The following is a 13,980-nucleotide window of genomic DNA, read 5'->3' on the forward strand; positions in this document are numbered from 1 at the left end:
CTAAATTTGCCTAACGGACCGAAAATCTTCTCGAAATATTTCGAAGATTCGGATCAAGCATATTCAGCGGCAGTGCAGCCTCGCTCCCCGAAGGCCGGACTCCCGAAACCAATAGCCGGGCAATCAGCGTCGAGCCCGGAGGACGAATGGAATTGCAAATGGTAAAACTCACGTTGCGTTCAGCAGCGATAGCCGTCACTGCTGCGGCCGTATCGATCTCCCTCGCAGCTTGCGGATCAAGTGGACCGGCAAGTTCGGCAGGAAACGCCGATTCGGCCACCATGTGGGGCCTTACGGGCGGTAACCAGCCCGTGCTCCAGAAGTCCATCGACGCATGGAACAAGGCTCACCCGGACGAGGCCGTCAAGCTCGACTTCTTCGCGAACGACGCGTACAAGACCAAGGTGCGCACCGCCGTCGGCGCCGGCCAGGGGCCCACCTTCATTTACGGTTGGGGCGGCGGCGTCCTGAAGTCCTATGTCGACGCCGGCCAAGTGGCCGATCTGTCGGACTTCGTCGCGTCAAACCCCGATGTCAAGAACCGCTACCTGCCGTCCGTGCTCAAGAACGGCGTGATCGACGGCAAGACGTATGCCCTGCCCAACAACAACGTGCAGCCCGTCGTTCTGTACTACAACAAGGAAGTCTTCGATAAGATCGGCGCGCAGGCCCCCAAGACCTGGGATGAACTGATGGCCCTGGTGCCGAAGTTCAAGGCAGCAGGCATCGCTCCCTTTTCCCTGGGCGGCCAGTCCAAATGGCCTGACTTGATGTGGCTCGAATATCTGGTGGAGCGCATCGGAGGACCCGACGTCTTCGCGAACATCGCCGCCAACAAGCCCGGCGCCTGGTCCGATCCCGCCGTCAAGGAAGCCCTGAGCAAGATCCAGGAACTGGTGGACGCCGGCGGATTCGCCAACGGCTTCTCCTCCATCGCCGCCGACAGCAACGCGGACCAGGCGCTCCTCTACACCGGCAAGGCCGCCATGATCCTGCAGGGCGGCTGGATCTACCAGAGCATGAAGAAGGACGCCGCGGACTTCGTCAAAAACGGCAAGCTGGGCTACGTCACCTTCCCCAGTGTTTCCGGCGGCAAGGGCGATCCGGCCAACGTCGTGGGCAACCCGTCCAACTTCTGGTCGATCTCTTCCAAGGCCACTGACAGCCAGAAGAAGGCAGCACTCGACTACGTCAAGAGCGGAATGTTCACCGACGCTGACACGCAAGCCTTGATCGACTCCGGCGCCGTTCCCGTGACGACGGGCATCGAAAGCAAGCTGGCCGCATCACCGGACAAGGACTTCCTGAGCTATGTGTACGGCATGGCCAAGAACGCCCCCAGCTTCACCCTCTCTTGGGACCAGGCCCTCAGCCCCGCCCAGGGGGACGCCATGTTGGCGAACCTGGACCAGATCTTCCTGAAGAAGATCAGCCCCGATCAGTTCGTCTCAACCATGAACGCAACGATCGGAAAGTAACCAGTGTCTACCTCAACCGGTTCTTCCCGGCGGGTCCTTGAAAAGGGCCCGTCGGGGTGGCTGGCCGCACCAGCCCTCGTCTTCTTCCTCCTCTTCGCCATCATCCCGCTCTTCGGCGTGCTCTTCCTCAGCTTCACCAAATGGGACGGGCTGGGCGAAATCAAGCTGGACGGCTTGTCGAGCTGGACCACGGTCCTGACTGATCCCGTCACCGGCAATGCCCTGTGGGTCACCGCCAAGATCATGTTCTTCTCGTTCATCGTCCAGGCTCCCATCAGCTTGCTCCTCGGGGTCTTCACGTCCGCATCCCAGAAATACCGTGCGGCCCTCGCCGTCCTCTACTTCGTGCCGCTGCTGCTGTCCTCCGCGGCCGTTGCCATCGCCTACAAGGCCCTCTTGGACCCGAACTTCGGCCTCGGACCGGGCCTGGGCCTTCCATTCCTCGCCCAGGACTGGCTCGGCAACTCGGATCTGGTGCTGTTCGTCGTCGTCTTCGTCATCGCCTGGCAGTTTGTCCCGTTCCACACGCTCATCTATCAAGGCGGCGTACGCCAGATCCCGGCGTCGCTGTATGAAGCGGCCCAAATCGACGGCGCCGGGCGCGTCCAGCAGTTCTTCGCCATCACCTTGCCCCAGTTGAAGTACACCATCATCACGTCCTCCACCCTCATGGTGGTCGGCTCACTGGCTTACTTCGACCTCGTCTTCGTCCTCACCGGGGGTGGCCCCGGCTACTCCACCAGGCTGCTACCGCTGCACATGTACCTGACCGGCTTCAAGGCCAACGACATGGGAGCGGCGAGCGCCCTGGGCGTCATCCTCGTGGTGATCGGCCTTGCCTTGGCCCTCCTCCTGCAAAGACTCGGTGGCAAGAACCGCAACGCAAGCCAATTGGAAGGTGCCTGATGGCTTCCACAACCCAGATTCCCGCACCGCCGGCAAGGCGCGCCGCGCTAAGCAACAAGCAAGGCCACAAGCATGGCCCTCAAGCAAAACGGACCAAGGGCCCCGGCCGGCTCCGTCCCAACTACCTGGGTGGCCTGGGCGGCTGGCTTTGGCTGGCGATCATCATCGTTCCCATCTACTACGTCGTAGTGACCAGCCTGAAGAACCAAGCCGGGTTCTTCACCTCGAACCCGATGATGCCGCCCACCGAACCGACGCTGGACAACTACAAGCTGGTCCTGGACAACGACTTCGCGATGTACTTCGCCAACAGCCTGATCGTCACTGTGGGCAGCGTCGTGCCGGCACTCTTGGTCTCGTTCATGGCCGCCTACGCGATCGTCCGGGGCAAGGGCCGCTTCCTGACGTGGACGAACAACACGTTCCTCCTTGGTCTCGCGATTCCCTTGCACGCCACGATCATCCCCATCTATTGGATGATCACCAAGGCCCATCTCTATGACACTTTGTTGGCGTTGATCCTCCCCTCGATCGCGTTCGCCATTCCCATTTCCGTCCTCATCCTGAGCAACTTCATGCGCGATGTTCCCAACGAGTTGTTCGAGTCCATGCGGCTCGACGGCTGCTCGGACTGGGCCATGATGTGGCGGCTCGCGCTGCCCATGACGCGGCCCACCGTCGTGACCGTGGGCATCTACAACGCGCTCGGCGTCTGGAACGGCTTCCTCTTCCCGCTGATCCTGACCCAGAGCCCGTCCACCCGCGTTCTTCCGCTGTCCTTGTGGACCTTCCAAGGCGAATTCAGCGTGAACATCCCCGCCGTACTGGCTTCCGTGGTGCTCGCCACCTTGCCGCTGCTGGTCATCTATGTGGTGGCCCGCCGCCAACTGCTCAGCGGGCTGACCGCCGGATTCAGCAAATAGCCAACGCTCTTTTGAAATTCACGAAAGGAACACAATGACCACCTCAAAGCCCTTGCGCGTCGGCATGGTCGGCTACGCGTTCATGGGTGCCGCCCACTCGCACGCCTGGCGGACAGCGCCGAGGTTCTTCGATCTCCCGCTGGACCCCCAGCTCACCGCGCTTTGCGGCCGGAACGACGACGGCGTCCGGGCCGCCGCGGGCAAGCTCGGCTGGGGATCGGTGGAGACTGATTGGCGCCGGCTCCTCGAGCGGGACGACATCGACCTCATCGACATCTGCACTCCGGGTAACACGCACGCCGAGATCGCGATCGCGGCCCTCGAAGCCGGAAAACACGTGCTGTGCGAGAAGCCGCTGGCCAATTCAGTGGCGGAGGCAGAGCGCATGACCGAAGCCGCGCAGGCCGCGGCCGAACGTGGCGTGTTCTCGATGTGCGGGTTCAGCTACCGCCGCACCCCCGCGTTGGCCCTCGCCAAGCGGATGGTCGAAGAGGGCCGCCTGGGAAACATCCGGCACGTGCGGGCGCAGTACCTGCAGGATTGGCTCAGCGACGAAAACGCGCCCATGACTTGGCGACTGGACAAGTCCAAGTCCGGGTCCGGCTCCTTGGGCGACATCGGAGCGCACAGCATCGACGCAGCGCAGTGGGTCACCGGGCAGCAGATCACGGGCGTTTCCGCGCTCCTGGAAACTTTCGTCCACGAGCGGCCGTTGGCCGGCGATCTCGTGGGCCTCGGCGGACACGGCGACGTCGGCGCGGATGCGCCGCGTGGCACGGTCACCGTCGATGACGCCGCCATTTTCACGGCAAGGTTCGACGGCGGCGCTACGTCAGCGGGCGCCGTCGGGGTCTTCGAGGCGACGCGTTTCGCGCTGGGACGGAAGAACGCCATGCGACTGGAAGTCAACGGGACGAAGGCATCCCTCGCGTTCGACTTCGAAGAAATGAACGTCCTGTCCTTCTACGACGCCGCCGAATCGCCCGACGCCGGGTTCCGCCGGATCTTCGTCACCGAACCCGAGCACCCCTACGCCGGCAACTGGTGGCCCACCGGCCATGGCCTCGGATACGAACACGGCTTCACGCACCAAGTGGTGGACCTCGTGACCGCGATCGGCGCAGGCGAGCAGCCGGCGCCGTCGTTCGCTGACGCTTTGCAAGTGCAAAAGGTGCTGGCCGCCGTGGAAGGCAGCGCCGCAGAGTCCAGCCGCTGGCAGAAAGTCTAGGAGGGAACCCCGATGAAAAGACCCATCACACTATTCACCGGCCAGTGGGCCGATCTTCCCTTCGAAGAGGTCGCCCGGCTCGCGGGCGAGTGGGGCTTCGACGGGCTGGAAATCGCCTGCTGGGGCGACCACCTGGACCCCTACCGTGCTTCCGTCGACGACGGCTACGTCCAGGAACGCCTCGACATCCTCGAGAAGAACGGCCTTAAGGTCTTCGCGATCGCCAACCACCTCACGGGGCAAGCGGTGTGTGACGACCCCATCGATGAGCGCCACCGGGACATCCTGTCCGATGACGTCTGGGGCAATGGTGATCCCGAAGGGGTGCGTCAACGCGCTGCGGAGGCCATGAAGGTGACGGCACGGGCCGCGGCACGCCTTGGCGTCGAGACCGTCACGGGATTCACGGGCTCCTCCATCTGGAAGGCCGTGGCCATGTTCCCGCCTGCCTCGGAGTCGATGATCGAGCGTGGCTACCAGGATTTCGCGGACCGCTGGAACCCGATCCTCGACGTGTTCGACGAGGTGGGAGTCCGCTTCGCCTTGGAAGTCCACCCCTCCGAGATCGCCTATGACTACTGGACCGCAAAGCGTGCCCTGGAAGCCGTCGGCCACAGGGAGAGCTTCGGGCTGAACTTCGATCCGTCCCACTTCATCTGGCAGGATCTGGACCCTGTGATGTTCCTGCAGGATTTCGCGCCGAAGATCTTCCATGTGCACGTCAAGGAATCCATCCGCCAGCTCAATGGCCGCAATGGCCGGCTCGGATCCCACCTGCCATGGGCGGATCCGCACCGGGGCTGGGACTTCGTCACCGCAGGACATGGGGACGTGAAGTGGGAGCCGATCTTCCGCACCCTCAATGCCATCGGCTACAAAGGACCCACCAGCGTCGAGTGGGAAGACGCGGGCATGGACCGACTCGTGGGAGCGCCGCAATCCCTGGCCATGGTCCGGGAACTCGCCGCCATCGCCCCGCCGATCGCCGCTTTCGACGCCGCCTTCTCAAGCCGCTGACTACCTCCTATTTTCGGCTGTCCGGCCGTATTTCTAAGCAAAGGAAACCATGACTGATAAGAAGACCGCCCTGGTGGTCCGTGGCGGCTGGGATGGCCATCAGCCATTCGAGGCCACAGAACTCTTTATCCCGTTCCTCAAGGACAACGGCTTTGACGTCCGTGTAGAGGAATCGCCCAAGGTATATGCCGATTCGGCATATATGTCCGGGGTGGACTTGATCGTGCAATGCGTGACCATGTCCACCATTGAGAAGGACGAATTCGAGGGGCTCCGCACCGCCGTCGAAAACGGCGCCGGGCTTGCCGGCTGGCACGGCGGCATCGCTGATTCCTACCGGAACAACTCGGACTACCTGCACATGATCGGCGGCCAGTTCGCCTGCCACCCCGGCAAACATCCGGACGAACACATCGGCGAACAGTCAGACAACTACGTGCCGTACACGGTGAACATGCTCCCGGCCGCCGCGAGCCATCCCATCACTCAAGGGCTAAGCGACTTCGAACTGGTCACCGAGCAGTACTGGGTGCTCTCGGACGACTACATCGACGTCCTCGCCACCACCACCCAGAAAGTCAGGGACTGGGACCAGTGGAACCGGGAGGTCACCTCCCCCGCCATCTGGACCAGGCAGTGGGGGAAGGGGCGGATCTTCGTGTGCACCCCCGGACACCGAGTGGAAATCCTCCAGGACAGCAACGTCCGCACGATCATCGAAAGGGGCATGCTGTGGGCAACCCGCTAGACATCGGACAGCAAATAAGAGTAGGAATCATCGGCTGCGGCGCCATCATCGCCCAGTACCTCACAAACTTCCGACGGCTGGACGCCATTGACCTGGTGGCCGTCGCCGACCTCGATCCCGCGCGCGCGAAAGCAGTTGCGGACTCTTACGACGGCGTCCGCGCCGTCACGGTCGACGAGCTCCTGGCGGCGGACGACGTCGAGCTCGTCCTGAACCTCACCATTCCGGCCGCGCATGCGCCGATCGCGTTGAAGGCGATCGCCGCAGGCAAGAGCGTGTATGGGGAGAAGCCCCTCGCTGCGACAACCGCCGAGGCACGGCAAGTGCTCGACGCGGCGCGGGAGGCCGGCGTCGTGGTCGGCTGCGCGCCGGATACGGTGCTCGGCACCGGGATCCAGACCGCCCGCAAGGCGATCGACGACGGCCTGATCGGCACGCCGATCTCGGCCACGGCAACTATGGTGACTCCAGGTCACGAGCGCTGGCATCCCAATCCTGATTTCTACTACCAGCCCGGCGGCGGGCCCCTACTGGACATGGGCCCCTACTACGTCAGCGCCTTGGTCACGCTGCTGGGTCCGGTGGTCTCGGTCATCGGAGCCGCAAGCCACACACGGGACTCGCGCACCATCGGTTCGGGTCCGCGCGAGGGCGAGGTGATTCCGGTGAGCATCGATTCGCACGTGACGGGGGTCCTGGTCCATGCCTCCGGCGCCCTGTCCACGCTTGTGATGAGCTTTGATGCGGTGAAAACCAAGTCGGCCAACATCGAGATCCACGGTGCGGCCGGGTCCCTGGTGGTTCCTGACCCGAACCACTTCGACGGCGACGTTGAGCTTTTCACGCTCGGTGCCGACTCCTGGCAGACGCTTCCGGTCTCGGCCGGCTACATCGATTCAGGCCGGGGCTTCGGCATTGCCGACCTCGCGGCAACCCCGGCCGGGGCCGAACCGCGGGCGGGCGGCCAACTGGCGTTCCACGCGCTGGAGGTCATGGAATCGGTGCTGGCATCTGCCCGCAGCGGCTCGGCGGTGTCGATCGAAAGCACGGTTGCGCGGCCGGAACTCGTGGAGCTGACAGCCTTGGCTGCCCCGCTCGCGGAGGTTCAGGCAATCAGCTCGTAGGCCTGGTTCAAAATTCTCCGGACTGAGGTTGCCGCGGCGCCCCTGAGGGCCCCCGTCTGTCCCAGTCCGGAGAAGAGCAGGTTTCCTTCCGGGATCAGTCCCGGTGCGTGGTGGTCCAAGCTCCGGCGCAGCGCGGGAGCGATCCATTCCTCCAGTGCGGCGAAGTGACCGCCGAGCACGACGGCGGAAATGTTCGCCACCCGCGCGGTCGAGGCAACCGCGATTCCGAGGTAGTGTCCGGCCTGTTCCACCGCTGACACGGCGCGCCCATCGCCGTCGGCAATTCGGCGCAGCAGCTGGTCCATCTGCCGGGAGGTGGAGCCCTGGTCTATTCCTGCTGCGGAATATATGGCTTCTTGGCCTGCGAACGACTCAAGGCAACCGTGGCCACCGCACGCGCACAGCGGGCCGTCGGGATGCACCACCACATGCCCGATCTCACCGGCATGGCCTTGCGGGCCGGAGAACAGCTGGGAATCGATGATCAGCCCGCCACCAACGCCCACTTCACCGGAAATGTACAGGAAGTCCCGGAACCGGTCGCTGGCGCCGTGATCTGCACCGTGGCCAAACCAGAGTTCCGCGAGCGCTGCGCTATTGGCCTCGTTCGAGAGGGTCACTCCGAAGGGGGCTTCGGGTAGGAGCTTGGGCAACTCATCGGAGAGCCCGACGTCGGCCCAGCCCAGGTTTGGTGCAGCCAGCACCACATTTCGATCCGTATCCACCAACCCAGGCACGGTCAATTCCCCGCCAAGAAGTTCGACGCCGACGCCCGACGCCTCTGTTGCTGCCCGCTGCGCCATGGCGACGAGGAGGGGCAGGATGTCGGAGGGCCGGCTTCCGCGGTTATGCCGCTCAACGGTTTCGTGGAAGGTCAGTTCCCCTGTGAAATCCAGGACTCCCACCGCGAGGTAGTCCACATTGATTTCCACGGCCAAGGCACCGCGCGCCGGATTGAGGACAAGGCCGGTTCCCGGCCGTCCGCGTTCGCCGTCGCGGGTGACACTTCTTTCCCGCACCAGGCCGGATTCGATCAAGTCGGTGACGAGGCTCGAAACGGAAGCCTTCGTCAGACCGCTTTCCGCGGCAAGCTGGGCGCGCGTGGCCCCACCGTTCCTCTGGATCCCGGCGAGAACGAGAGCCAGGTTCTGCCTGCGGACATCGCCCACTCTCCCCGGCGACGGCGTGGCGGGCATGTTTCCTCCGAGATCCTGTCTTGACTGCGTGACTTACATCATCAATCAGGGATCCGCGGTTCCGGGCCATTTGGACCGTGCCGTGCGGCCTGGCGACGATCCTGCGCCGCCGAGGGCTCCCGCCCCTAGTCCGCCGGGTAGCTGATTCCCACTTGGGCACGCGCCGTATCCAGCAGGGACATGGCGGTCAGGGTATCCGCCAATGGCATGGTGGGGCTCTCGAGAAGGCCCTGCTGCAGGCAACGGATTACTTCGCGCAACTGATATGTGTAGCCACGGCCGACCGGGGTGAATTTCTCCACCCGTTGCTCGCCGGAGCTGGAAATAATGGTCAGCTCGCTCGGATTGAACAGCGGTGCGTTGCAGCGCAGCATGCCCATCGTGCCGCATACGGTGGCCGTTTGTGGGGTTGCCGAAGTCAACGACGTCATGGCCTGGACCTGTGCACCGGAGGAATAGGACAGCGTCAGTGCAGTCTCGGAATCCACTCCGCCATCGGTGAGATGAGCCGTAGCCGTGATCGACTGGGGGTGCCCGAGGCTGATCAGCGCCCAGGTCAGGGGATACACCCCAACGTCCATCAGGGCGCCTCCTCCGTCGTCACGCCTCCACAACCGGGACTCGGGATGATACGGCGCCGGAAATCCGAGGTCAGCCTGCAGCCACCGGATCTCGCCGAGTTCCCCGGATGCGATGATTTCCGCCGCCCGTTGCACACTGGGAAGGAAGCGGGTCCATACGGCTTCCATCAGGAAAAGGCTCTTCTCCCGGGCCAAGCTGACCAGATCTTCTGCTTCACGGGCGTTGATGGTCAACGGTTTCTCGCACAACACGTGCTTCCCGGCTTCGAGGGCCGCCTTCACCACCGGGTAATGGCTCGTGTGCGGCGTTGCCACGTAAACAACGTCCACCGCGGGATCCTGGAGCAGACGCCGGTAACCCGGAAGCCCGCCATCGTCACCGTAGGCGCTCTGGAAGCCGTGCTCGGCGGCAAACGCCTCCGCATTTTCCCGGGTCCGGGAACTGACGGACTGCAGAACGGCGTCGGGCAGGAGAGCAAGGTCGCTGACGACGGTGGAGGCGATCCGTCCGGTGGAAATGACTCCCCACCGGACGGGACTGCCTGATGCAGGCACCGGATCCCGACTCAGGGAATCCAGAAGCGGTGTCCTGACGAGCAACGGTTCAGTTGCCGGTATCAATGCAGGCACTGGCCTTCCTGTAGTTCTGGCCGATGGAGGCATGGAAGTCCGGCTCGGGCGCAGCATCCACGGCCACAGGCCAGTCCGGGCGGTGCCCCGCCAGCGCCCATGCCGCCTGCACCGCAGCGCCACGGGCCACGTATTCACCGGGGCTCGGAACCACCACCGGCAGGTCGAACACCTGGGCCGCGATCCGTTGGACAGCAGGGTTCTGTACGGCACCGCCAATCAGGAGCAACCGTTCCGCACGGCCGCCCTGGTCACGCAGGGCATCCAGGCCTCCAGCGAGTCCGCACAGCATGCCTTCGATGGCCGCCCGGGCGATATTCGGCCGGGTGGTGGAGGCGATGCTGAGACCGTGGAAACTGGCCTTCGCATGAGGCAGGTTGGGTGTCCGTTCCCCTTCAAAGTACGGCACCAGCACCACACCTCCCGCACCAGGTTCGGCCTCGAGGGCGAGGCGGGAAAGCTCGTCGAAGTCGACGTCGAGCACTGCGGCAACCGAACTGAGCACACGGGCGGCGTTCAGCGTCACGGCGATCGGCAGGTACTCCCCGCTTGCGTCCGCGAACCCAGCCACGGTTCCGCTCGCATCATGTCCGGGTGAGGAGTCGACGGCGAACACGGTGCCGCTTGTACCCACGGACACCACGACGTCGCCGGGTTTGGCTCCGAGCCCAAGCGCGGCGGCGGCATTGTCTCCCGCCCCGACACCGAGCAGGATTCCGCCACCCAACGCCTCGCTAGCGCCGGTGCCACCGAAACACTCCGGATGCACGCGCCCTGCGGTTTCGCCGGGGCCCAGCACACGGGGAAGAACGACGACGCCGGGCGCGGGCGGCGCTGTACCGCCTGAGGCTTCCCGGGCGTCCTGGCCAAATGCCAGTTTGAACAGGTCCAGATCGTAGCGTCCGGTCAGCGGGCTCCAATAGCCGGTGCCGCTGGCATCCGAACGGTCAGTGGTCAGCTCGTCGAGGTCCGGCCCCAGCGGACTGGAGCCGACCGGTCCGTAACCGCGAAGACGCCACGTTAGCCAGTCGTGGGGGAGCGCGACGGCGGCCACCCTCGCCAAGTTTTCGGGTTCGTGGTCCCTGATCCAGCGGATCTTCGTGATCGTGAACGAAGCCACTGGCACCAGCCCGGTCCGCCGGGCGAAGTCCTCCGCCCCTACTTCTGCCGTGAGGTCCTCGGCGGCTCCGGCCGAGCGCGTATCGTTCCAGAGCAATGCCGGCCGCACCACATTGCCGTCGCGGTCCAGCAGCACCATGCCGTGCTGCTGGCCTCCTACGGATAGCGCGCTGACGTCGGCGAGGCCGCCGGCGTCGTCGAACGCTTCAGACAGAGCCCGCCACCACTCGTCCGGATGAACTTCCGTTCCCTCCGGGTGGCCCGCCCGGCCTTCGCGGACGAGGGCACCGCTTTCCGCGTCCAGGACCACCACTTTGCAGCTTTGAGTAGAGGAATCAACCCCGGCAACCAGTGTCATGAGGTCAGCGCGCTCCGAGGAGGTGCTCGATGAAGAGCTGCTGGAGCTTCACGAATCCGAAGCCCTTACCGCCGAAGTAGGCATCGGCGTCGAAGTCCTCGTAGGCGGACTTGTCCGCACGCAACTGCTCGTAGCCTTCGCCCGGGTTCAGGGTGGGTTCGTTGATTTCTGCCACGCGGGACGCCTGGAGGGCTTCCTGGACTTCGGGGTCGGCGCGGAATGCCTTGGCGCGCTCCTTGAGCAGCAGATAGGTCTGCATGTTCGCGGCTGCCGAGTCCCACACGCCGTCGATGTCCTCTGTGCGGCTGGGCTTGTAGTCGAAGTGGCGCGGGCCCTGGTAGGAGGGGCCGCCGTCGGGACCGCCGTTTTCGAGCAGGTCCACCAGGGAGAAGGCGTTCTGCAGGTCGCCGTGGCCGAATACCAGGTCCTGGTCGAACTTGATGCTGCGCTGGCCGTTGAGGTCGATGTGGAAGAGCTTGCCCTGATACAGGGCCTGGGCGATGCCGTGCGTGAAGTTCAGTCCGGCCATCTGCTCGTGGCCTGTTTCGGGGTTGATTCCCACGAGCTCCGGGCGCTCGAGCGTTTCGATGAAGGCCAGGGCGTGGCCCAGGGTGGGCAGCAGGATGTCGCCGCGGGGTTCGTTCGGCTTCGGTTCGATGGCGAAGCGGATGTTGTAGCCCTTGTCCGTGACGTAGTCGCCCAGCAGGTTCACGGCCTCGCGGTAGCGCTCCAGTGCGCCGCGGATGTCCTTCGCGGCGTCGTATTCGCTGCCTTCGCGGCCGCCCCACATGACGAAGGTTTCGGCGCCGAGTTCAGCGGCGAGATCGATGTTGTCCAGCACCTTGCGCAGGGCGAAGCGGCGGACGCCGCGGTCGTTGCTCGTGAAACCGCCGTCCTTGAAGACGGGGTGGCTGAACAGGTTGGTGGTGACCATGGGAACGATCATCCCCGTGGCCTTGAGGGCCCCTTGCAGGCGGTCGATTTCGCGCTGGCGATCGGCGGCTGAGCAACCGAAGGGGAAAAGGTCGTTGTCGTGGAAAGTGATGCCGTAGGCGCCAAGGTCGCTGAGCCGGTTGACGGCTTCCACGGTGTCCAGCGGCGGGCGGGTGGCCGAACCGAATTGGTCTTGTGCCTCCCATCCGACGGTCCAAAGGCCGAACGAGAACTTGTCTTCACGGGTGGGCTGAATCGTCATTGAGTGCTCCGGGTAGTTTGATGGATTTGTTTCGCTATCCAACATATTACGAATTTCTGTGATGTCAACCACGCGGAAGCGCCGAGATTTTTTGTCCAACCAACGAAAGGTTCTCAATAGATCTAGCCGTGGAGCCATCCACCGGTTATGTTGTTGTGAACATCAAATAAGGCCCCAAGGCTCCCAAACGAAGGATTCAACCGTGACTGATCAGCTGGTGGCGGAACGCAACTGGGCAGGAAACTACAGCTACCAGGCACCGCAGCTCGCCCATCCCGCCAGCGTGGAGGAGCTCCAAGGACTCGTGGCAGGCGCCAAGAAGATCCGCGCGCTCGGGTCCCGCCATTCCTTCAACTCCATCGCGGACACGGCCGGCACACTCGTGGTGCTGGACCGCTTGGATCCGGGCATCAGCGTAGATGCGGCGAACATGACCGTTACGGTGAGCGGTGGCACGCGTTACGGGACGCTCGCAGCGGAGCTCCAGCGCCAGGGCTTCGCCCTTCACAACCTCGCATCGCTCCCCCACATTTCGGTGGCAGGAGCTGTCGCCACCGCCACGCACGGCTCCGGGGACGCCAACGGCAACCTGGCCACCGCCGTCGCGGGCCTTGAATTGGTCACCGCGGACGGCAGTATTCTCAGCGTGCGCCGCGGCGACGAGGATTTCGACGGCATGGTGGTGGGACTCGGCGCACTCGGCATCGTCACCAAACTGACCCTGGACATCCAGCCAAGCTTCGACGTCGCCCAGAGCGTCTTCGAAAACCTCGACTGGGATCTCGTCCTGGAAAACTTCGACCGGATAACCTCCTCTGCCTATAGCGTCAGCCTCTTCACCGACTGGAGCGGAGAGACTGTGGGCCAGGCGTGGCTCAAGAGGCGCAGCGGCGATCCCGCGCCGGAAACGCCGGAATTCTTCGGCGGCACCCCGGCAACGGAAGCCCGGCACCCCCTTCCCGGAGTGTCAGGGAGTAACTGCACGCAACAGCTCGGCATTGCCGGGCCGTGGTCCGACCGGCTGGCGCATTTCAGGATGGAATTCACTCCTAGCCAGGGCGACGAGCTGCAGAGCGAGTACCTCATCCCCCGCGAACACGCCGTGGACGCCCTCCGCACCATGCGCAGGCTCTCCGACGTCGTGACTCCGCTGCTGCTGATTGGCGAAATCCGTACGGTGGCTGCCGACCAGCTCTGGCTGAGTGCCAACTACGGCCGAGACGGCATCGGTTTGCACTTCACCTGGCGCCAGGACCAACCGGCGGTCGAAGCCATCCTGCCGCTGCTTGAGGCGGAACTGGCTCCGTACGCGGCGAGGCCGCACTGGGGCAAGCTGTTCGACGCCGGTGCTGCCGCCGTCGCGCCTTTGTACCCACGCTTCGGCGACTTCATCGCCCTGGCCGAGCGCCTGGATCCTTCCGGAAAGTTCCGCAACGACTTCCTGGACCGCACGGTGTTTGGGAGCTGATATTGTCGC

Annotated in this window: 12 protein-coding genes; 8 read left to right on the plus strand and 4 right to left on the minus strand. The window is 64.2% G+C overall.

Going from position 1 to position 13,980, the window contains the following annotated elements; translation table 11 throughout:
* Positions 1-158 precede the first annotated feature (158 nt).
* The 7 genes from QRN59_RS11430 to QRN59_RS11460 are packed head-to-tail and all read left to right on the plus strand — an operon-like array spanning position 159 to position 7,424.
* Entirely contained in the window at positions 159-1,478 is a 1,320-nt protein-coding gene (locus QRN59_RS11430) for an extracellular solute-binding protein (RefSeq protein ID WP_284982642.1), read from the plus strand.
* Positions 1,479-1,481: 3 nt separating this feature from the next.
* Positions 1,482-2,384: a carbohydrate ABC transporter permease gene (locus QRN59_RS11435; protein ID WP_059388769.1), complete on the plus strand. Its 903-nt coding sequence runs from the start codon at positions 1,482-1,484 to the stop codon at positions 2,382-2,384.
* The gene (locus QRN59_RS11440; RefSeq protein ID WP_284982643.1) at positions 2,384-3,307 is read left to right on the plus strand and encodes a carbohydrate ABC transporter permease; all 924 of its coding nucleotides are present in this window, start codon (positions 2,384-2,386) and stop codon (positions 3,305-3,307) included. The genes QRN59_RS11435 and QRN59_RS11440 overlap by 1 nt, the downstream gene beginning before the upstream one ends.
* Before the next feature lie 34 nt (positions 3,308-3,341).
* A complete protein-coding gene (locus tag QRN59_RS11445; RefSeq protein ID WP_284982644.1) occupies positions 3,342-4,535 on the plus strand; it encodes a Gfo/Idh/MocA family protein in 1,194 nt (397 codons plus the stop codon).
* 12 nt (positions 4,536-4,547) lie between these two features.
* On the plus strand, positions 4,548-5,552 hold the full coding sequence (locus QRN59_RS11450) for a sugar phosphate isomerase/epimerase family protein (RefSeq protein WP_284982645.1): 1,005 nt from the start codon (positions 4,548-4,550) through the stop codon (positions 5,550-5,552).
* 49 nt (positions 5,553-5,601) lie between these two features.
* A complete protein-coding gene (locus QRN59_RS11455) occupies positions 5,602-6,300 on the plus strand; it encodes a ThuA domain-containing protein (protein ID WP_284982646.1) in 699 nt (232 codons plus the stop codon).
* Positions 6,285-7,424 (plus strand): Gfo/Idh/MocA family protein, encoded by a 1,140-nt coding sequence (locus QRN59_RS11460; RefSeq protein ID WP_502871048.1) that lies wholly within the window; start codon positions 6,285-6,287, stop codon positions 7,422-7,424. Before QRN59_RS11455 ends, QRN59_RS11460 begins: the two co-directional genes overlap by 16 nt.
* Here QRN59_RS11460 and QRN59_RS11465 read toward each other — a convergent pair.
* The 4 genes from QRN59_RS11465 to xylA all read right to left on the minus strand — a co-directional run bounded on the left by QRN59_RS11465 (position 7,406) and on the right by xylA (position 12,503).
* The gene (locus tag QRN59_RS11465; RefSeq protein WP_284982647.1) at positions 7,406-8,620 is read right to left on the minus strand and encodes an ROK family transcriptional regulator; all 1,215 of its coding nucleotides are present in this window, start codon (positions 8,618-8,620) and stop codon (positions 7,406-7,408) included. The genes QRN59_RS11460 and QRN59_RS11465 overlap by 19 nt on opposite strands.
* Positions 8,621-8,745: 125 nt before the next feature.
* Positions 8,746-9,831, minus strand: a complete 1,086-nt coding sequence (locus QRN59_RS11470; RefSeq protein ID WP_350225233.1) for a Gfo/Idh/MocA family protein — start codon at positions 9,829-9,831, stop codon at positions 8,746-8,748.
* Positions 9,806-11,308, minus strand: coding sequence for a xylulokinase (gene xylB, locus QRN59_RS11475; RefSeq protein ID WP_284982648.1), 1,503 nt, complete (start codon positions 11,306-11,308; stop codon positions 9,806-9,808). The genes QRN59_RS11470 and xylB overlap by 26 nt, the downstream gene beginning before the upstream one ends.
* A gap of 4 nt (positions 11,309-11,312) precedes the next feature.
* Positions 11,313-12,503 (minus strand): xylose isomerase, encoded by a 1,191-nt coding sequence (xylA, locus tag QRN59_RS11480; protein ID WP_269993773.1) that lies wholly within the window; start codon positions 12,501-12,503, stop codon positions 11,313-11,315.
* Between the two features lie 202 nt (positions 12,504-12,705).
* Here xylA and QRN59_RS11485 point away from each other — a divergent pair, with 202 nt between their 5' ends.
* Positions 12,706-13,971 (plus strand): FAD-binding protein, encoded by a 1,266-nt coding sequence (locus QRN59_RS11485; RefSeq protein ID WP_284982649.1) that lies wholly within the window; start codon positions 12,706-12,708, stop codon positions 13,969-13,971.
* Positions 13,972-13,980 lie beyond the last annotated feature (9 nt).

This window comes from Arthrobacter sp. efr-133-TYG-118 (assembly GCF_030209755.1).
GTDB lineage: Bacteria > Actinomycetota > Actinomycetes > Actinomycetales > Micrococcaceae > Arthrobacter.

Coding starts and splice junctions, on each gene's coding strand:
- QRN59_RS11430 (WP_284982642.1), top strand. CDS start 159: ATGGTAAAACTCACGTTGCGTTCAGCAGCGATAGCCGTCACTGCTGCG.
- QRN59_RS11440 (WP_284982643.1), top strand. CDS start 2,384: ATGGCTTCCACAACCCAGATTCCCGCACCGCCGGCAAGGCGCGCCGCG.
- QRN59_RS11445 (WP_284982644.1), top strand. CDS start 3,342: ATGACCACCTCAAAGCCCTTGCGCGTCGGCATGGTCGGCTACGCGTTC.
- QRN59_RS11450 (WP_284982645.1), top strand. CDS start 4,548: ATGAAAAGACCCATCACACTATTCACCGGCCAGTGGGCCGATCTTCCC.
- QRN59_RS11455 (WP_284982646.1), top strand. CDS start 5,602: ATGACTGATAAGAAGACCGCCCTGGTGGTCCGTGGCGGCTGGGATGGC.
- QRN59_RS11465 (WP_284982647.1), bottom strand. CDS start 8,620: ATGCCCGCCACGCCGTCGCCGGGGAGAGTGGGCGATGTCCGCAGGCAG.
- xylB (WP_284982648.1), bottom strand. CDS start 11,308: ATGACACTGGTTGCCGGGGTTGATTCCTCTACTCAAAGCTGCAAAGTG.
- xylA (WP_269993773.1), bottom strand. CDS start 12,503: ATGACGATTCAGCCCACCCGTGAAGACAAGTTCTCGTTCGGCCTTTGG.